Raw genomic sequence first — 18,678 nt, 5'->3', positions numbered from 1 at the left:
TGTGACCGCGCCAACCCCCGGGCCCCGGCCCGGCCCGTCCGCTCAGCCCTCGGGCAGCGGCGGCAGCGCCGTGCCGTACACCCACGCGTCGAACAGGTCCTCCACCGGCTCGGGCGCGAAGCGCGCCACGTGCGTGACGAACGTCTGCGTCGTCACCGCGCCGCCGCGGTGCAGGGACGTCCAGCCGCGCAGCATCGAGAAGAAGACGTCGTCGCCCAGCGCGCGGCGCAGCGCGTGCACGGTGAGCCCGCCGCGTTCGTAGAGCCGGTCGTCGAACATCGCCTTGCGGCCCGGGTCGGCCAGCCGCAGGTCCTGCGGCAAGGAGGACAGCAACCGATGGGCAGCGGCCGCCAGTTGACGCGCCGGACGGCCGCCGGAGCGCTCCGACCACAGCCACTCCGCGTACTTGGCGAGCCCTTCGTTGAGCCAGATGTGCCGCCAGTCGGCGACCGAGACGCTGTTGCCGAACCACTGGTGCGCCAGCTCGTGCGCCACCAGCCGCTCCGAACCCCGGGCCCCGTCCACGTGGTTGGCACCGAACAGCGACAACCCCTGTGCCTCGACAGGCACGTCGAGGTCCTCCTCGGTGACCACCACCGCGTACTCGCCGAACGGGTAGGGCCCGAACAGCTCCTGGAACAACTCCATCATCGCCGGCTGCCGGGCGAAGTCCCGTGAGACGTCGGCCAGCAGGTGCGCCGGGATGTGCGCGTGCTGCGGCACCCCGCCCGGCCCCGGGTCACCCAGCAGCACCGTCTGGTACCGCCCGATCGCCAGGCCCACCAGGTAGCTCGACGTGGGCGCCGCCTGCTCGTACACCCAGGTCGTGGTGGACGCCTTGGTGGTCCGCGTCAGCAGCCGCCCGCCCGTCACCACCGAGTACGCCGACGGCGTGGTCACCGAGATCAGGTACGACGCCTTGTCGGCCGGCCGGTCGTTGCACGGGTACCACGAGGGCGCCCCGACCGGCTGGCTCGCCACCAGCGCCCCGTCGCCCAGCTCCTCCCAGCCCAGCCCGCCCCACGGGCTGTTCACCGGCCGGGGGTTGCCCGACCAGTGCACCTCGACGGTGAACGCGGCCCCGGGCCGCACCGGCTTGGCCGGGCGGATCCGCAGCCGCCCGCCCCGGTGCGTGTAGTGCGCCTGCCGTCCGTCCACCCGGACCCCGCCGATCCGGAAGTCGGCCAGGTTCAGCTGGAACTCGGTCAGCGGTGCACGCCCCGCGATGGCGTTGATCCGCGCCGCGCCGCCGAGCCGGTTCGGCCCCGGCCGGTAGTCCAGCGTGAGCTCGTAGCGGTGCACGCGGTAGCGCGGATCGCCGTTCGCCGGGAAGTACGGGTCCGGACCCGCTGACTGCTGGACTGCCACTGCCGTTGCCGCTCCCTGCGCCGTGCCGCTGCCCTGTGCCGCCGGTCCACCGCCCTCCGGCACCGGCCGGCCGGCGCTCACGGGCGCCACGCCTCGATCGGGTTGCCCAGCCAGCGGGTGCCGTCGGGGACGGACTCCGCGGCCATGACGAGCGACGCGGGACCCAGCGTCGCGCGGGCCCCCACCGTGCTGCCGGGCAGCACGATCCCGCCAGGGCCCAGCGTGGCACCCTCACGGAGGACCACAGTATCCGTCCGCAAGATCCGGTCGTGGAAGAGGTGCGTCTGCAGCACACAGCCCCGGTTCACGGTCGCCCCGTCCTCCAGGGTGACCAGGTCGCTCTCCGGCAGCCAGTAGCTCTCCACCCACACGCCCCGGCCGATGCGCGCGCCGAGCCCGCGCAGCCACGCCGTCATCACCGGCGTGCCCGGCACGGCACCGGCCAGCCACGGCACGGCCAGCACCTCGACGAACGTGTCCGCCAGCTCGTTGCGCCACACGAAGCCGCTCCACAGCGGGTGCTCGCCCCGCCGGTGCCGCCCCACCAGCAGCCACTTCGCGACGACGGAGCACCCGGCCGCGAGGACACCCGCCCCGAGCAGCACCGCGCCGCACAGCAGCGGCGCCCACGCCCCGAGCGCGCACAGGGCCGCCACGGTCAGCAGGGCGATCCCGGCCGAGCAGAACACCGGCACGATCCGGCACAGCTCCACCAGCCCGCGCGCCCACAGCAGCCGCGCCGGCGGCTCGTAGGTGCGGCTCTGGTCGCCGCCCGCGGTGCTGCGCGGCAGCCGGACCGGCGGCAGCCCCAGGTAGGAGCTGCCCTTCTTGGCCTTCTTCGGCGTCGCCGACAGCACCCCGACCAGCCCGCCGTCCGGCACCCGGCGGCCCGGCGCGGTCATCCCGGAGTTCCCGAGGAACGCCCGCCGCCCGATCCGCGCCCGCCCCACCCGGATCCAGCCGCCGCCCAGCTCGTACGGCGCGGTCAGCGTGTCGTCGGCGAGGAACGCGCCCTCGCCCACCGTGGTCAGGCTGGGCAGCGCCAGCACCGTCGACACCTCGGCCCGCCGCCCGATCCGCATGCCCAGCAGCCGCAGCCACACCGGCGTCACCAGCCCGGCGTACAGCGGGAACAGCGTCTCGCGGGAGCGGTCCATCAGCTGCGTCACCGTCCACGCCTGCCACCCGGTCCGGCTGTGCGTGGGGTGCGTCCCCTCCCGCAGCCCCAGGCTGAGCAGGCGTACGGCCAGCAGGATCAGCAGCGCGTACGCCAGGCCGTAGGCCGGCGTCGCCGGGACCAGGGCGAGCGCCGCGCCCGGCAACGGGTCACCGGCGTCCACGAACCGGCTCACCACGAGCAGCGCCACGGCGCCCGACACGACCGGCAGCAGCGCCAGGCCGGCCCCGGACAGGCCGTACAGCGCCCCCCAGACCCGGCTGCGCGGCGGACGCTCCTCGGGCCAGGCACGCTTGGCCCGCCCCAGCTTCACCGCGGGCGCGCCCGCCCAGCGCTGCCCGGTCGGGACCTGCCCGGTGACCGCGGAACCCGGCGCCACCTGCGCCCGCTTGCCGACCCGGGCGCCCGGCAGCAGCGTGCTGCGCGTGCCGACCACGGCATGCGCGCCCACCTTCACCGCGCCGATCTCCAGCCGGTCGCCGTCCAGCCAGTACCCGCACAGGTCGACCTCGGACTCCACGGCCGCGCCCCGGCCCAGCTTGAGCAGACCGGTCACCGGCGGCAGCGCGTGCAGGTCCACGTCCGGCCCCACCTTCGCGCCCAGGGCCCGTGCGTAGCGCTGCAGCCACGAGCCGGTCAGCGCGGTGGCACCGGTGACCTCGGCCAGCCGCTCGGCCGTCCACAGCCGCAGGTGGACCGCGCCGCCGCGCGGATACCTGCCCGGGCCCACGCCCCCGAGCAGCAGCCGTGCCCCGCCCGCGGCCAGGGCGATCCGGCCGGGCGGGCTGAACAGCACCAGCGCACCGGCGGCCAGGAGCCACCAGGGCGCCGACGGCAGCCACGCGTAGCCCGGCAGCAGCGCGCCCAGCGCGGCGAGCGCCAGCGTCCAGCGCAGGCCCAGCAGGGTGAACAGGGGGAGCAGCAGCGCCAGCTGGACCGCCTGCGCCCGCCTCGGCACCGGCACGACCGTCCGGCCGGCGGTGTCGTCCTGCGCGGACCGCTCCAGCCGGCGGGCCAGCTTGCGCAGGGTCGGGTGCTGGTAGACGTCCAGGACGGCCGCGCTCGGATAGCGGGTCCGCAGCCGGGTGGTGAGCTGGGCGGCGGCCAGACTGCCGCCGCCGATCGCGAAGAAGTCGTCCGAGGCGCCGCTCACGGGGACGCCGAGCACCTCGTGCCACTGCTCGGCGAGCCACGCCTCGGTGCCGTACAGCTCCTCCGCCGGGCCCCCGCTCCCCAACCCCTCCAGCGGCCAGGGCAGGGCGGCGCGGTCCACCTTGCCCGAGGTGCGCGTCGGCAGCTCGTCGACGGGCGCGAGCAACGGCACCAGCGCGGCGGGCAGTTCCGCGCGCAGCTTCGCCACGGCCACCGCCGGGTCCCAGCCGTCCTGCGGGACGACGTACCCGACGAGCAGCTGGTTGCCGCCGCGCGCGGTGCGCACCGCCGCCGCCGCGCCCGCGACCCCGGGCAGCGCCTGCAGGGCGGCGTCCACCTCGCCCAGCTCGATGCGCCGCCCGCCGAGCTTGACCTGCTCGTCGGCCCGCCCGAGGAACACCAGGCCCTCCGGGTCGGCCCGCACCAGGTCACCGCTGCGGTAGGCCCGCTCCCAGCCGAGCGCGGGCAGCGGCGCGTACTTCTCGGCGTCCTTGTCCGCGTCGAGGTAGCGGGCGAGCCCCACCCCGCCGATCACCAGCTCGCCGCTGCCGCCCAGCGGCACCGGTTCCCCGGCCCCGTCGACGACGGCCAGCTCCCAGCCCCGCAGCGGCAGCCCTATCCGCACCGGCTCCTCGCCGGTCATCAGCGCGGCGCACGCCACCACGGTCGCCTCGGTCGGCCCGTAGGTGTTCCACACCTCGCGCCCCTCGGTCACCAGCCGCTGCGCCAGCTCGGGCGGGCACGCCTCCCCGCCGAAGATCAGCAGCCGTACGTCGGTGAGGGTGTCCGGCTCCCACAGCGCGGCCAGGGTCGGCACCGTCGACACGACGGTGATCTCCTGCTCGACCAGCCACGGCCCGAGGTCGGCACCGCTGCGCACCCGCTCGCGCGGCACCGGCACCAGACAGGCGCCGTACCGCCAGGCCAGCCACATCTCCTCGCAGGACGCGTCGAACGCCACCGACAGCCCGGCCATCACCCGGTCCCCGGGCCCGATCGGCTCCTCGGTGAGGAACAGCGCGGCCTCGGCGTCCACGAACGCGGCGGCGCTGCGGTGCCGCACGGCGACGCCCTTCGGCTTCCCGGTGGAACCGGAGGTGAAGATGATCCAGGCGTCGTCCTCGGCGCCGGGCCGGGCGGCACCGGCCCCGCGGCCCCCGCCCGCGACGGTGACCGTGGCACCGCCGCTCACGACGGCCCGTACCCCGGCCTCGCCGAACACCAGCTCGGCCCGCTCGTCCGGGTCCTCCGCGTCGACCGGCACGTAGGCGGCGCCCACGGCCAGGACGGCGAGGATCGTGACGTACAGCGCGTTGGTGCCCGACGGCACCCGCACCCCGACCCGGTCCCCGCGCCCGACCCCGGCCGCCGCCAGCCGGCGCCGCAGCCGCTCGACCTCGGCGGCCAGCGCACGGTAGGTGAGCCGGCCGGTGCCGTCGTCCAGGGCCATCTCGTCCGGGTGGGCGCGCACGGACGCGTCGAACACGTCCACCAGCGTCCGCGGGGAGGCGGCCGGGCCGCCGGTGTAGCGGGCCGTGCCGGGGAAGGGATCGGGCAGGTCCTCATCGAGCAGGCCGAGCGCACTGCTCTGCTGTATCGCGGCCATCGGGTCCTCGCGTCTGTCACCCGGGATCCTCCGGGGCGCTGGCGGGGCCCGCAGGTCTGCCTGGGGTTGTCCGGCTCCAGCTTCACAACAAGCCGGAAATTTTAGTACGAGAGTGGCTTCGGCCCTTTCAACCCGCCACCCGGGGACGGCCGTTCGGGGGAGTGCCGGGCCGTGGACGTCGCCGCTGACCTCGCCGTTTCCGGGACCGACGAGAGATCGCCCACATCCGACGACGAAGGGCCCGACCAGTCAGACTGGTCGGGCCCTTGCTGGTGTCCGAGGGGGGACTTGAACCCCCACGCCCGATAAAGGGCACTAGCACCTCAAGCTAGCGCGTCTGCCATTCCGCCACCCGGACAAGGTGTCTGTCGGCCGGGGTTTCCCCTGCGGCGACGACGTAAACATTACCAGGCTTTCCGGGGTGACCGATCACGGGCCGGTCCGGCCCGGCGGGCCCGCCCGGCGTGAACGCGGTGTGACGGGCCGGGACCGGCCTTGGGCCCCGGCGTGCCGGAGGGGGAGGATGAGGGGGACCCACAGCAGTGACAGCGGGAGGAAGCAGCGTGAGCGAGACGGACCCGGCCCAGACGGTCACCGGCGAGGACGAGGTCGTCGACCTCTGCCGCGAGCTGATCCGGTTCGACACCAGCAACTACGGAGACCACTCGGGGCCGGGTGAACGCGCCGCCGCCGAGTACGTGGCCGGGAAGCTCGCCGAGGTGGGCCTCGAACCGCGGATCTTCGAGTCCCACCCGGGCCGCGCCTCCACCGTGGCCCGCATCGAGGGCGAGGACCCGTCCCGGCCCGCCCTCCTGATCCACGGCCACCTCGACGTCGTCCCGGCCAACGCGGCCGACTGGACCCACCACCCCTTCTCCGGCGAGGTCGCCGACGGGTGCGTGTGGGGGCGCGGCGCCGTCGACATGAAGGACATGGACGCGATGACCCTCGCGGTCGTGCGCGACCGGCTGCGCAGCGGCCGCCGCCCGCCGCGCGACATCGTCCTCGCCTTCCTCGCCGACGAGGAGGCGGGCGGCACCTACGGCGCCCGCCACCTCGTCGACCACCACCCCGACCTGTTCGAGGGCGTCACCGAGGCGATCAGCGAGGTCGGCGGCTTCTCGTTCACGGTGAGCGAGCAGCGGCGGCTCTACCTCATCCAGACGGCCGAGAAGGGCATGCACTGGATGAAGCTCACCGTCGCCGGGACCGCCGGCCACGGCTCGATGATCCACCGCGACAACGCCATCACCGAGCTGTCCGAGGCCGTCGCCCGCGTCGGCCGGCACAAGTGGCCGGTCCGGGTCACCAAGACCACCCGCGCCTTCCTCGACGAACTCGGCGACGCCCTCGGCACCGAGCTCGACCCGGAGGACATGGAGGCGACCCTCGCCAAGCTCGGCGGCATCGCCAAGCTCATCGGGGCGACCCTCGGCAACACCGCCAACCCGACCCAGCTGAACGCCGGCTACAAGGTCAACGTCATCCCGGGCGAGGCCACCGCGCACGTGGACGGGCGGTTCCTGCCGGGCCACGAGGAGGAGTTCCTGTCCGACCTCGACCGGCTCCTCGGCCCGAACGTGCGCCGCGAGGACGTCCACTCCGACAAGGCCCTGGAGACGTCCTTCGACGGCGCCCTGGTGGAGGCCATGCAGTCCGCGCTCATCGCCGAGGACCCGATCGCCAAGGCCGTCCCCTACATGCTGTCCGGCGGCACCGACGCCAAGTCCTTCGACGACCTCGGCATCCGCGGCTTCGGCTTCGCCCCCCTGAAGCTGCCCCCGGAGCTGGACTTCGCGGGCATGTTCCACGGGGTGGACGAGCGGGTGCCGGTGGACGGACTGCAGTTCGGCGTGCGCGTCCTGGACCGCTTCATCGACGCGTCCTGACGGGAGAAGACCAGGTAATCGGGCGCCCGTGCGAAACGGCCGGGAAGAGTGAATCCGACGATAAGCTCGTAGCCCGATTACCTCCTCCTCGTTACAGGTGACGTGATCCGCACTTGGGATCGCCTTACCTACGTAGGAGGAACAATGATCAAGAAGATCGTCGCTGCCGCGGCTGCCACCGGTGGTCTGGTGCTCGCGGGTGCCGGCCTGGCCGTCGCCGACTCGGGTGCCCAGGGTGCCGCCGTGCAGTCCCCGGGCGTCGTGTCCGGCAACGTCATCCAGGTGCCCGTGCACGTGCCGGTGAACGTCTGTGGCAACACGGTCAACGTGATCGGGCTCCTGAACCCCGCCTTCGGCAACACCTGCTTCAACAAGTGACGCCCGCCCGCTGAGGGCTCGTCCACACGGTCGGTCCCGGAGCGTGCGCCTGCGCTCCGGGACCGGCGTTTCTCCAGGATTCTTCTCCAGGCGGAAGGCAGGGATGCAGCAGTGCGACACGTCACCCGCAAGGGCCTCATGACAATGGCGGCGGCGACGGGGGTGATCGCCGCCGCCGGCGGTTACGCCCACGCCGACGCGGGAGCCACCGGCTCCACGTCCCACTCGCCCGGCGTCCTGTCGGGCAACACCGTGCAGGCCCCGGTGCACGTACCGGTGAACGTCTGCGGCAACACCGTCGACGTGGTCGGCGCCCTCAACCCGTCGGTCGGCAACGCCTGCGCCAACACCGGGCAGGGGAACAACGGGAAGCCGCGCGGCCACGGCGGCAGCCACGCAGGCGGGAGCCACGGCGGCGGCAGCCACGCGGGCGGCGGCTCCGGCGCGCACGGCGGCTCCGGCGGCGCGCAGGCCGGCGGACACACGGGCGGCTCGCCCGGCGTGGGCTCCGGCAACCACGTCCAGGTCCCGGTCGACGTACCGGTCAACGTGTGCGGCAACAGCGTCGACGTCATCGGCGTCGGCAACGCGGTGCTCGGCAACGACTGCGCCAACGCGCCGGGGCCGGGCGGCGACCGCGGCCACCACCACCCGGGCCACCCGCAGCACCCCGGCAAGCCGGGCGGCGGCGTCGAGGCCCAGGGCGGACCCGGCCACGTCACCCCGGCCGGATCCGCCGTACAGGCGGCCGGACGGAGCGAGGTGGGCGCCCAGCTCGCCCACACCGGCGGCGACGTCCCGCTGGGCCTGGCCCTGCCGGCCGGCGCGGGGGCGCTGCTCGCCGGTGCGGTCCTCTACCGCCGGGCGCGGGCCTCGGCGTAGCCCCGCACGCGCACGGCACGACGGAGCGGGCCCCACCACCCGGGTGGGGCCCGCTCCGTCGTGCGTCGCCCGGTCGCCGTCTCAGCTCACCATGTGGCGCGTACCTGGCGGATGATCCGCCGGCGCAGCCGCACCTTGCGACTGCCGTCCCGCATGAGGCTCAGACGGTGCAGCTCCCAGTGTCCGTACTCGGCGTGGTCGGTCAGCAGACGCGCCGCCTCCTTGCGGGAGACCCCGCGCGGCACGTGCACGTCGACGAATTCGTATTCCGGCATCGCATCTATTGTGCGGTCTGGGGCCCGGTACGGATAGCGTCTGCACTATGTCTGATGCTGCGCAGCCCACCGCTGCCGAGGTACGCGCCGCCGCCGAGGCGGTCAAGGCCGCGCTCGACCGCCACCTGGCCGCGGTCGAACGCCGGTCGGGGGAGGACGACCCCGCCGTCTACGACGCGTTCAACCAGCTGGCCGCGGCCGCGGAAACGTACGACGAGCTGCTCTACGACCGGTACGACGAGGTCACGCCCTTCGAGATCCCCGGCGCGGAGGACAGCCTGCCGCCGTACGCGGGACCGGAGGAGCCGAGCGCGCTCAGCGTGCTGATCCGCCGCGACTACGCGGTGGCCGAGCCCCAGCGACTGCTGGCGCAGGCACAGCGCATCGAGGCCGCGGACGAGGAGCTCCCCGGCGCGGGAGCGGGCGGCTCGCGCACCGTGCACGGGGCGCTGGGACTGCTGTTCGGCGAGTTCGAGCCGGACGAGATCGCCTCCCGGCACAAGGAGTTCGGCCTGGAGGAGGGCGACTCCACGCTCTGGGTGGTCGCCGCGGACGAGCCGGCCGAGCCCGGTGAGTGGCTGGAGTCGCCGTTCGAGGAGCCGGAGCCCCAGCAGGTGGTGTGCCGCTTCGACGTCAGTGCCGTCTTCGACGACGAACTCGACGGCCCCGACGACGAGGAGGACGACGACATCGAGGGCGAGCTGGGGCTGGCGGAAGACGAGGACCTGGAGCCGCTGGACGCGGACCGCTGAGCGGTCCCGCGGTCCCCGCGGCTCGGTGAACGGCGCCGGTCAGCACGGGTCTCCCGTGACCGGCGCCGTGCGCGTGCCCGCTGCCGTGCCTCCTGCCGTGCCCGCTGCGCCTCCGCACTGCTCCGCTGTCGTGTCGGCCGTGCGGAGGCCGGCGGCTACTGCGCCGCCGGGACCTGGCTTCGCAGCAGCACCGGCAGACGCGTCGTCCGGGGCTTGGCGGTGACCTCGGCGACCGCCCTCGGCAGGGCCTGCTCGACCCCGTGCACCACGGACAGGTGCCGCTCGCCCCGGCCGAAGGCCGTGTACACCCACGGCCGGGACAGCGCCTGCGCGGCGTCCCCGGGCAGGACGACGACCGCCGCCGGCCAACGGCTGCCCACGGCCTGGTGCGCGGTCAGCGCCCACCCGTGCCGCACGGCCTGCTCCACCCGCTCCTTCGGTACGACGACGGCGCCGTCCGCGCAGGACAGGTGCAGTCCCTCGGCGTCGGCCCCCACGACCTGGCCCGGCACCGTACGCCCCGGGGCGGGGGAGTAGGCGACGCGGTCACCGGGGTCGAAGCCGCCGAACCGGCCGGGACCCGGGTTCAGCCGTTCCTTCAGGGCCGCGTTCAGCACGCGCGTGCCGGCCGCGCCGCCGTGGCCCGGGGTGATCACCACCGTGTCCTCGGGGGGCACCCCGAGGGCCCGCGGCACCGAGTCGGCGACCAGTTGCACCGTGCGGTGCACGGCCTCGCCCGCGTCCCGCACCGGCACGATCACGACCTCCTTGCCGGGCGCGTCGACCTGGTTCAGCTCGCCGATCCCGACGCCCGAGACCAGCTCCCCGAGGGGACCGGGGTCGGGGGTGCGCGAGGCGACCTGGGGGCAGGTGCGTGCCGCGAGCAGGTCGGCGAAGACCCGGCCCGGCCCGGCCGACCACAGCACGGCCGGGTCGCCGCTGAGCACGAGGCGCGCCCCGTCGGGCAGCGACTCCACGATCATCGCCGCGCCCTCCACGTCGAGCTGCGGCGCGTCCAGCACGACCAGGACATCGAGGTCCAGGGCGCCCTCCGCGTCCCGGCCGGGGCCCTCGGTGCCGGCCAGCAGGCCGGCGACGGTGACCACGGGGTCCTCGGCGCCGAGCAGGGCCGCGAACCGGCGCCGGCCGTCCGGGGTGTGGCAGGCGGCCACCGCGCGCAGGCCGAGGCCGCGGGCCATGGTGAGCAGCGCGGCCGGTTCGGCGCGGGACGCCTCGCCGCCGGTGTGCAGCACCAGGCCGTGCCCGGCGGCGGCGCGGATCAGCTCGGCCGTGCTGCCGGAGGCCGCCGCCGCGGCCGCCTCCCACTCCGGGGAGGGATCCTTGGACAGGGAGTTGACGATCCGGGCCAGGCCGTCGGCCAGGCTCTCCTCCGCGAGCGCGTACCGCTCGAGCCCGACGAGGACCCGGACCGGTCGCTCCTCCTCGCCCTCCTCCTGCTCGCCCTCGGTGTCGTCCGCGCCGTCGCCCGCGGCGGCCGGCGGCGCCGAGGAGGCGGCCGGGGTCGACGGGGCGGTGCCGGGGCGGGCGCCCGGTTCGTCCAGGGCGTCCTGGAAGACCAGCGCCTCGCCCTCGGCCAGCGTGCTCTGCACGGCGGTGTCCGCGTCCGGCACGCCCTGGCGGGCCAGCGCGGTGGCGAGCGCGGACAGCTCCAGCGCGGTGTGTCCGGCCAGGGCCGCCTGCTCCAGCAGCCACACCGTCACCGCCCGGGTCCGGCGTTCGTCGTCCGGCCGGCACTCGGCGCCCAGCAGGGCCCGCGCGAACCCGTCGGCCTGCTCCGGCCGCACCCCGGTGACCCGCAGCAGCTGCCAGGGGTCCTCGCGGAGCAGTTCCTCCGCGCCCTCGCCGAGCGCGGCGGCGACCTGCGGGGCGAGCGCCTCGGGAGCGCTCCCCGCCGCCAGCACCCGGCGCACGCCGTCGACGGTCTGCGGCGCGGGGGTGTCGGGCGCCACGGGCGCGGCCGGCACCGGCTGCGGTCGGCGGACCGGCTCCGGCGCGGGGCGGCGCGGGGCGGGCCGCGGCTCGTCGAACACGGCGGCCACGGGCTTCTCGCCGCTCTCCACGGCCCGAACGGCGGCGAGCAGGTCGGCGGCGGGACCGCTCAGCTTGGTCCCGCTGGCGATGGGGCCCTTCTTCTCGGCCTTGCGCTGCTCGATCCGCTCCCGCTCGAGCTTCTGCGCCAGCAGCTCGGCCTCGGCCTCACTGAGCTGGGGGGAGCCTTCGGCTGCGGCGGGCTCGGTGGTGTCGGCGGGCTGGGTGGTGTCGGGGGAGTCGGTGGAGTCGGCGGTGTCCGCGGGCTCGGTCGTGTCGGCGGAGTTCGGGGAATCGTCGGCGCCCGGCCCGTCCGCGCCCGGCCCGTCCGCGCCCGGCCCGTCCGCGCCCGGCCCGTCCGCGCCCGGCCCGTCCGCGCCCGGCCCGTCCGCGCCCGGCCCGTCCGCGCCCGGCCCGTCCGCGCCCGGCCCGTCCGCGCTCGGCCGGTCCGCGCCCTGCCCGTCCGTCGACGTGCCGCTCCGCACGGCGTCCTCCGGCTTCCCCGGCTCGGCGCTCTCCGTGGTCTCCGGCTCCGTGCTCACAGCGTGCTCCAGTCGTGATCGGGATAGCGGTGCACCGGCGCCGACACGTCGTCGAGCGCCCGGCAGATCTCGTCAGGAAGACTAAGCGCCTCCACTGACAACGCCGCCGTGAGCTGCCGCGCGTTGCGCGCGCCGACGATCGGGGCGGCCACCCCGGGCCGGTCGCGGACCCAGGCCAGGGCGACCTGGAGCGGGGTCACCGCGAGCCCGTCCGCCGCGGTGGACAGGGCGTCCACGATCCGGCCGGCCGTGTCGTCGAGGTAGGGCTCCACGAACGGCGCGAAGTGGTCGGAGGCGCCGCGCGAGTCGGGCGGCAGGGCGTCGCCCCGGTACTTCCCGGTGAGCACCCCGCGCCCCAGCGGGGAGGAGGGCAGCAGCCCGATGCCGAGGTCCAGCGCGGCCGGCAGCACCTCGCGCTCGATGCCGCGCTGGAGCAGCGAGTACTCCATCTGCGTGCTGGCCAGCCGGGTGCGGGCGCCCGGCTGGGCGAGCTGCCAGGTGGCCGCCTTGGCGAGCTGCCAGCCGCAGAAGTTGGACACCCCGGCGTAGCGGGCCCGGCCGCTGGCGACCGCGATGTCGAGGGCCTGGAGGGTCTCCTCCAGCGGGGTCGCCGGGTCGTAGGCGTGCACGTGCCAGACGTCGACGTGGTCCGTGCCGAGCCGGGCCAGGGAGGCGTCCAGGGCGGACAGCAGGTGGCCGCGGGAGCCGTCGAAGCGGCGGTCGGGGTCGGGCACGCTGCCCGCCTTGGTGGAGATGACGAGGTCCCGGCGCGGGACCAGCCCCTCCATGAGCCGCCCGAGCAGGTACTCCGCCTCCCCGTCGCCGTACACGTCCGCCGTGTCGACGAGGGTGCCGCCCGCCTCCCAGAAGGTCTTCAAGAGGTCCGCGGCGTCGTGCTCGTCCGTGTCGCGGCCCCACGTCAGGGTGCCGAGCCCGATGCGGGACACGCGCAGGCCGGTACGGCCGAGATGCCTCTGCTCCATGGACGCCGAGATTACTGGCCAGGGGTGCGCCGTGGGTTGCCTGTGGACAACCGGATCCAGAGCCGGCCCGGCGGGGTTCCGCGCAGGTGGGGAGACCTCCGGCGGGCGCGACGCTCGCCACATCGTCTGCCCGTCGCCGGGCCCCCGCGCTAAGGTCTCCGCGACAGCGTCGTTACTGATCGGTAAGGGGATGCGGCCATGCAGCTCGGGATCAACCTCGGCTACTGGGGTGCCGGAATGGACGCGGACAATCTGGCCGTGGCCCGCGAGGCCGACCGGCTCGGGTACGCCGTGTGCTGGGCGGCCGAGGCGTACGGCTCGGACGCGGCCACCGTGCTCAGCTGGGTCGCCGCGCAGACCGAGCGGATCGACGTCGGCTCGGCCATCTTCCAGATCCCGGCGCGCCAGCCCGCGATGACCGCGATGACCGCGGCCACCCTCGACTCCCTGTCCGGCGGCCGCTTCCGCCTCGGCCTCGGCGTCTCCGGGCCGCAGGTCTCCGAGGGCTGGTACGGCGTGAAGTTCGACAAGCCGCTGGCCCGCACGCGCGAGTACGTCGAGATCGTCCGCCGGGCGATGAGCCGCGAGCGGCTGACGTACGACGGCGAGCACTGGACGCTGCCGCTTCCCGGCGGCCCCGGCAAGCCCATCAAGCTGACCGTGCACCCGCAGCGCGAGCACATCCCGCTGTACATCGCGGCCATCGGCCCGAAGAACCTGGAGCAGACCGGCGAGATCGCCGACGGCGCCCTGCTGATCTTCCCGTCCGCCGAGCACCTGGAGGACACGGCGCTCCGGCACCTGCGCGCGGGCCGCGAGAAGACGGGGCTGACGATGGAGGGCTTCGACGTCTGTCCGACGGTGCCGCTCGCGGTCGGCGACGACAAGGACGTGACCCGGCTCGCGGACACCTTCCGCCCGTACACCGCGCTGTACGTCGGCGGCATGGGCAGCGCCAAGCAGAACTTCTACAACCAGCTCGCCCGGCGCATGGGCTACGAGCAGGCCGCCGCCGAGGTCCAGGAGAAGTACCTCTCCGGCGACAAGCAGGGCGCCGCGGCGGCCGTGCCGCACGAGCTGATCGACCGGACGACGCTGCTGGGCTCGGTGGACCGGATCGCCGACCGGATGAAGGCCTACGCCGCCGTCGGTGTCACCACGCTCACCCTGGCCCCTGCGGGCTTCACCCTGGACGAGCGGCTGGCGTCGCTGCGGGCGGGCGTCGAGGCGCTGGAGCGGGCCGGGCTCGCCTGACAGGTCGGGGGCGCGGACCCCGGGAAGGTTTCAGCGGCCGTGGTGGGGGCTCGGGGGTCTTCCCCGCCACGGCCGTCACCCTCCTAACGCGCCGGGCCGCGGGCGGTTACGCCGCCGGCGCCCCCGGTGGTCCTCCGTTCGGCCCAGCCGCCCGGCAGAACTGTTGCGGGCTCCGGCGTGCCGCACTTGACTCGTTGTTCGCGGAGTCCCACACACCCGTGCGGAACGCGGAGAGGTGCCCCGACGATGCTTTCGGCCAAGAGTCTGTTCCAGGAGATCCTCGACCACGACGAGTCGTACGCGCTGTTCTGCTCCATCGCCGCCGGCGGCGAGGCCCAGGGCGGCTGGGAGAACGCCCGCATCGCCGCGCTGGCCCCGCGCGAGGAGCGCGCCCTCGCCCCCAAGATCGCCCGGCACGGCGCGGACGAGGACAAGCACGGGCGCATCTTCACCGCCCTGTTGCGCAAGCGCGGCCTGCAGCCGGTCCCCGTGCCGCCGGAGACCGACTACACGATGCTCCTCGAACGCCACGGCATCGGCCTCCCGCACGAGAAGCTCAAGGCCGAGCAGCCGCTCACGGTCGAGGACATCGTCACCTACCTCGCGCACAGCCGGGTCACCGAACAGCGCGCCTCCGAACAGATGCGGCTGCTGCGCAAGCACTTCGCCGACCACCCCGACCTCGGCCGCGCGGTCCGGCAGATCTCCCAGGACGAGGACCACCACCTCGCCTACTGCCACGAGGAACTGCTCCGCCTCGCCCGCGCCGGCCACGGCCGCACCATCCAGCGCACCCTGCGCACGTGCGCCCTCGCCGAGATCCGCGTCTACCGCGACGTCAGCCTCGCCGTCATGTCCCACATGGGCCGCATCCTCCACTGGCCCCGCCCCAAGGCGGCACTCCTCGCCCTCGGCATCCACACGGTCTACGCCTGGGAACGCCTCACGGGCTGGCACCGCATGACCACCCTGAAGCCCCCTCACCTCACCAACCCCCTGGGCACCCCACCGAGCCCGGCCCCCGAGCTCGTGTGACGCCCGTCAGAGCCACCCCCGGCGTTTGAACAGCTTGTACAGGAAGCCCACCAGGCCCGCCATCAGGGCGATCACCGCCGGGTAGGACCACACCCAGTGCAGTTCCGGCATGTGGTCGAAGTTCATGCCGTAGATGCCCGCGATCATCGTGGGGACCGCGGCCATGGCCGCCCAGGCGGAGATCTTCCGCATGTCGTCGTTCTGGCGGACGCTCATCTGGGCCAGGTGGGCTGACAGGACGTCGGAGACCAGGCGGTCCAGGGCCTCCACGGACTCGTTCACGCGCGTGAGGTGGTCGCTGACGTCGCGGAAGAAGGGGCGGGCCCTGTCGTTCACGAACGGCACGCCGCCGTTGGCCGAGGCGGTGCCCGCCAGCCGGGTCAGCGGCGGGGCCAGCGGGACGGTCGCCCGGCGGAACTCCAGGACCTGGCGCTTGAAGGTGTAGATCCGCGACGCGGTGTTGCGCGAGCCGCCCGAGGCCGGTGAGAAGACCTCCGCCTCCAGCTCCTCCAGGTCGTTCTGCAGCTCCGTCGCCACGTCCAGGTAGTGGTCCACGGTGGCGTCGGCGATGGCGTACAGCACCGCCGTCGGGCCCTTGGCCAGCAGATGCGGCTCGTGCTCCAGACGGCGGCGCACGGCCGCCAGCGGCGCGCCCTCGCCGTGCCGGACGGTCACCACGAAGCCGTCGCCGAGGAAGACCATCACCTCGCTGGTGGACACCGCGTCGCTCTTCGGCTCGTACACCACCGGCTTGAACACCACGAACAGGGAGTCGTCGTAGACCTCCAGCTTGGGCCGCTGGTGGGCGTTGAGGGCGTCCTCCACGGCGAGCGGGTGCAGGCCGAACTCCTCCGCGACGGTGTCGAACTCGTCCGCGCTGGGCTCGTGCAGCCCGATCCACACGAAGCCGCCCGCCGACCGCGCCTCGTCGAGCGCGTCGGAGAAGTCCCCGGGCCCCTCCCGGCGACGCCCGTCACGGTAGATGGCGCAGTCCACGATCACGGAGTGCATTCTCCCTTCCCACTGGTCACCCCGTGCGTCTTTCCCCGGTCCGCCGGCGCACACCCGCGTGCGCCTACCCTGGGCGGCATGCCCACGCTGATCCTCGTCCGGCACGGACGGTCCACCGCCAACACCTCGGCCGTGCTCGCCGGCCGGACCCCCGGTGTCGCACTCGACGAACGCGGCCTCGAGCAGGCCGCCGCGCTGCCCGGACGGCTCGCGGACCTCCCGATCGCCGAGGTCGTCACCAGTCCCCTGCAGCGCTGCCGGGAAACCCTCCAGCCGCTCCTCGACGCCCGCCCCGGCCTGCCCGTGCACACCGAGGACCGCATCAACGAGTGCGACTACGGCGACTGGAGCGGCCGCAAGCTGGCCGAACTGACGGACGAACCCCTCATGCAGGTCGTCCAGGCCCACCCCTCCGCCGCCGCCTTCCCCGGCGGCGAGTCCATGCGCACCATGCAGAGCCGCGCCGCCGAGGCGGTGCGCGAGTGGAACGCGCGCGTGGAGCGCGACCACGGTCCCGACGCCGTCTACCTCATGTGCTCGCACGGCGACATCATCAAGTCGCTCGTCGCCGAGGCGCTCGGCCTGCACCTGGACCTCTTCCAGCGGATCTCCGTGGAACCGTGCTCCGTCACCGTGATCCGCTACACCCGGCTGCGCCCCTTCCTGGTGCGCCTCGGCGACACCGGCGACTTCGCCTCGCTCGTGCCCCGGGAGGAGCCGCCCGCCGGGGACGCCACGGTGGGGGGTGACGCGGGCGCACGGTGATCGTTCGCCGCAGTAGGGTGAAGCGGTCCGCACGCGCGCGTTCACGCATGGACGTTCACGTATTCACGATTCCCATGGAGACAGGACGTGTCCCGTCAGGTGTTCCTCTACGACCCCCCGGACCGCTTCGTGGCCGGTACGGTCGGACTGCCCGGGCGCCGTACCTTCTTCCTCCAGGCGACCGCCGGCACCCGCGTGACCAGCGTGGCCCTGGAGAAGACCCAGGTCGCAGCGCTCGCCGAGCGCATGGACGAGCTGCTGGACGAGGTCGTACGCCGTAGCGGCGGCAGCGCCGCGGTACCCGCGGTGGCGTCCGCCGAGAACGCCGACACCGCTCCCCTCGAGACACCCGTCGAGGAGGAGTTCCGGGTCGGCACCATGGCCCTCGCCTGGGACGGCGAGGAACAGCGCATGATCGTCGAGGCGCAGGCCCTCGTGGAGCTCGACGCCGAGTCCGAGGAGGACCTCGCCGAGGCCGAGGAACGGCTCCTGCAGGACGAGGAGAACGGGCCCCCGATGCTGCGGGTCCGGCTCACCGGCTCCCAGGCCCGGGCGTTCGCCAAGCGCGCCCTCGACGTCGTCAACGCCGGCCGGCCCCCGTGCCCGCTGTGCAGTCTGCCGCTCGACCCGGAAGGACACGTATGTCCGCGCCAGAACGGATACCGCCGCGGGGCGTGACGACCGCCGACCCGGCCGTCGCGGACCTCCTCGCGCGCGGGGAGCTCACCGTGCGCGGCCGCATCCGCGACGCCTCCAACGCGGCCCTGTACTGCGCCGTGGCGCTCGACGGCCGCGAGGCCGCCTGCGTCTACAAGCCGGTCGCCGGCGAGCGGCCCCTGTGGGACTTCCCCGACGGCAACCTCGCCCGGCGCGAGGTCGCCGCGTACCGCGTCTCCGAGGCGACCGGCTGGGGCCTCGTACCGCCGACCGTGCTGCGCGACGGGCCGTACGGCGAGGGCATGTGCCAGCTGTGGATCGAGGTGGCCGCCGAGGCCGACGCGCCCGACCTGCTCGCCCTCGTGGACGCCGAGGAGCCGGAGCCGGGCTGGAAGGCCATCGGCTTCGCCGAGGTGGGCGAGGGACGCACCGCGCTGCTCGTGCACGCCGACGACGAACGGCTGCGCCGGCTCGCCGTGCTCGACGCGGTGATCAACAACGCCGACCGCAAGGGCGGCCACCTGCTGCCCACCGCCGACGGCCGGCTCCACGGCATCGACCACGGCGTCACCTTCCACGTCGAGGACAAGCTGCGCACCCTCCTGTGGGGGTGGGCGGGGGAGCCCCTGACCGGTGAGGCCCTGGACATCCTCAAGGCCCTCAGGGGCGCCCTGGAGCCCGACGGGCACCTCACGGCGTCGCTCGCCGACCTCCTCACGCCCGCCGAGGTCGACGCCACGCGCGCGCGGGTCGAGGCGCTGCTGACCTCCGGCCGGCACCCGGAGCCCGGCGGGGAGTGGCCCGCGATCCCCTGGCCACCCGTGTGAGCGCACGGCCGGCCACCCATACAGCCGTATAGGGGATATCGGCGCCCCAGGCGGGACCACCTGCCCCGAACCGGTG

15 protein-coding genes and 1 tRNA gene are annotated in these 18,678 nt (G+C 74.6%); 9 read left to right on the top strand and 7 right to left on the bottom strand.

The features are described from left to right. Nucleotides 1–42: 42 nt before the first annotated feature. The 3 genes from E4U91_RS07260 to E4U91_RS07250 form a co-directional block, all read right to left on the bottom strand. On the bottom strand, nucleotides 43–1,368 hold the full coding sequence (locus tag E4U91_RS07260) for a M1 family metallopeptidase (protein ID WP_137306058.1): 1,326 nt from the start codon (nucleotides 1,366–1,368) through the stop codon (nucleotides 43–45). 77 nt (nucleotides 1,369–1,445) lie between these two features. Continuing rightward, nucleotides 1,446–5,303 (bottom strand): Pls/PosA family non-ribosomal peptide synthetase, encoded by a 3,858-nt coding sequence (locus E4U91_RS07255; RefSeq protein ID WP_137306057.1) that lies wholly within the window; start codon nucleotides 5,301–5,303, stop codon nucleotides 1,446–1,448. A 270-nt stretch (nucleotides 5,304–5,573) separates the two neighbouring features. Next, a tRNA-Leu gene (locus E4U91_RS07250) sits at nucleotides 5,574–5,661 on the bottom strand. Nucleotides 5,662–5,866: 205 nt separating this feature from the next. Between E4U91_RS07250 and E4U91_RS07245 the strand changes: the two genes are divergently transcribed. The 3 genes from E4U91_RS07245 (at nucleotide 5,867) to E4U91_RS07235 (ending at nucleotide 8,452) form a co-directional block, all read left to right on the top strand. After that, on the top strand, nucleotides 5,867–7,192 hold the full coding sequence (locus tag E4U91_RS07245; RefSeq protein WP_137306056.1) for a M20/M25/M40 family metallo-hydrolase: 1,326 nt from the start codon (nucleotides 5,867–5,869) through the stop codon (nucleotides 7,190–7,192). A gap of 144 nt (nucleotides 7,193–7,336) precedes the next feature. Beyond that, a complete protein-coding gene (gene chpH / locus E4U91_RS07240) occupies nucleotides 7,337–7,570 on the top strand; it encodes a chaplin ChpH (protein WP_067235126.1) in 234 nt (77 codons plus the stop codon). 111 nt (nucleotides 7,571–7,681) lie between these two features. Next, complete coding sequence (locus E4U91_RS07235; RefSeq protein WP_137306055.1) at nucleotides 7,682–8,452, top strand: chaplin; 771 nt, start codon at nucleotides 7,682–7,684, stop codon at nucleotides 8,450–8,452. A gap of 86 nt (nucleotides 8,453–8,538) precedes the next feature. Here the strand turns inward: E4U91_RS07235 and E4U91_RS07230 are convergent, their stop codons facing one another. Next, nucleotides 8,539–8,727, bottom strand: a complete 189-nt coding sequence (locus E4U91_RS07230) for a DUF5703 family protein (protein ID WP_137306054.1) — start codon at nucleotides 8,725–8,727, stop codon at nucleotides 8,539–8,541. Nucleotides 8,728–8,774: 47 nt separating this feature from the next. On the opposite strand from E4U91_RS07230, the gene E4U91_RS07225 reads away from it, so the two are divergent. Further along, a complete protein-coding gene (locus E4U91_RS07225) occupies nucleotides 8,775–9,479 on the top strand; it encodes a hypothetical protein (RefSeq protein WP_137306053.1) in 705 nt (234 codons plus the stop codon). 155 nt (nucleotides 9,480–9,634) lie between these two features. Here the strand turns inward: E4U91_RS07225 and E4U91_RS07220 are convergent, their stop codons facing one another. Together E4U91_RS07220 and E4U91_RS07215 are read right to left on the bottom strand one after the other, a co-directional pair. Then, nucleotides 9,635–12,070, bottom strand: a complete 2,436-nt coding sequence (locus tag E4U91_RS07220; protein ID WP_137306052.1) for a helix-hairpin-helix domain-containing protein — start codon at nucleotides 12,068–12,070, stop codon at nucleotides 9,635–9,637. Next, nucleotides 12,067–13,053 carry an aldo/keto reductase gene (locus E4U91_RS07215; RefSeq protein ID WP_137306051.1) on the bottom strand — a complete coding sequence of 329 codons (987 nt, stop codon included), beginning with the start codon at nucleotides 13,051–13,053 and terminating at the stop codon, nucleotides 12,067–12,069. Before E4U91_RS07215 ends, E4U91_RS07220 begins: the two co-directional genes overlap by 4 nt. 198 nt (nucleotides 13,054–13,251) lie before the next feature. Between E4U91_RS07215 and E4U91_RS07210 the strand changes: the two genes are divergently transcribed. After that, nucleotides 13,252–14,307 (top strand): LLM class F420-dependent oxidoreductase, encoded by a 1,056-nt coding sequence (locus tag E4U91_RS07210; protein ID WP_137306050.1) that lies wholly within the window; start codon nucleotides 13,252–13,254, stop codon nucleotides 14,305–14,307. A 246-nt stretch (nucleotides 14,308–14,553) separates the two neighbouring features. Further along, nucleotides 14,554–15,342 (top strand): ferritin-like domain-containing protein, encoded by a 789-nt coding sequence (locus E4U91_RS07205; RefSeq protein ID WP_137306049.1) that lies wholly within the window; start codon nucleotides 14,554–14,556, stop codon nucleotides 15,340–15,342. 6 nt (nucleotides 15,343–15,348) lie between these two features. Here the strand turns inward: E4U91_RS07205 and corA are convergent, their stop codons facing one another. Next, nucleotides 15,349–16,344: a magnesium/cobalt transporter CorA gene (gene corA / locus E4U91_RS07200; protein WP_168218250.1), complete on the bottom strand. Its 996-nt coding sequence runs from the start codon at nucleotides 16,342–16,344 to the stop codon at nucleotides 15,349–15,351. An 87-nt stretch (nucleotides 16,345–16,431) separates the two neighbouring features. On the opposite strand from corA, the gene E4U91_RS07195 reads away from it, so the two are divergent. From E4U91_RS07195 to E4U91_RS07185, 3 genes are all read left to right on the top strand, one after another. Beyond that, on the top strand, nucleotides 16,432–17,118 hold the full coding sequence (locus E4U91_RS07195; RefSeq protein ID WP_137306047.1) for a histidine phosphatase family protein: 687 nt from the start codon (nucleotides 16,432–16,434) through the stop codon (nucleotides 17,116–17,118). Between the two features lie 87 nt (nucleotides 17,119–17,205). Continuing rightward, nucleotides 17,206–17,796, top strand: a complete 591-nt coding sequence (locus tag E4U91_RS07190) for a DUF3090 domain-containing protein (RefSeq protein WP_137306046.1) — start codon at nucleotides 17,206–17,208, stop codon at nucleotides 17,794–17,796. Beyond that, nucleotides 17,760–18,602 carry an SCO1664 family protein gene (locus E4U91_RS07185; RefSeq protein WP_174867765.1) on the top strand — a complete coding sequence of 281 codons (843 nt, stop codon included), beginning with the start codon at nucleotides 17,760–17,762 and terminating at the stop codon, nucleotides 18,600–18,602. The genes E4U91_RS07190 and E4U91_RS07185 overlap by 37 nt, the downstream gene beginning before the upstream one ends. The last annotated feature ends 76 nt before the right edge of the window (nucleotides 18,603–18,678 follow it).

It is taken from the genome of Streptomyces lasalocidi (assembly GCF_005280215.1).
Lineage (GTDB): Bacteria > Actinomycetota > Actinomycetes > Streptomycetales > Streptomycetaceae > Streptomyces > Streptomyces longwoodensis.
This window is presented reverse-complemented; position numbering and strand designations above follow the sequence as displayed.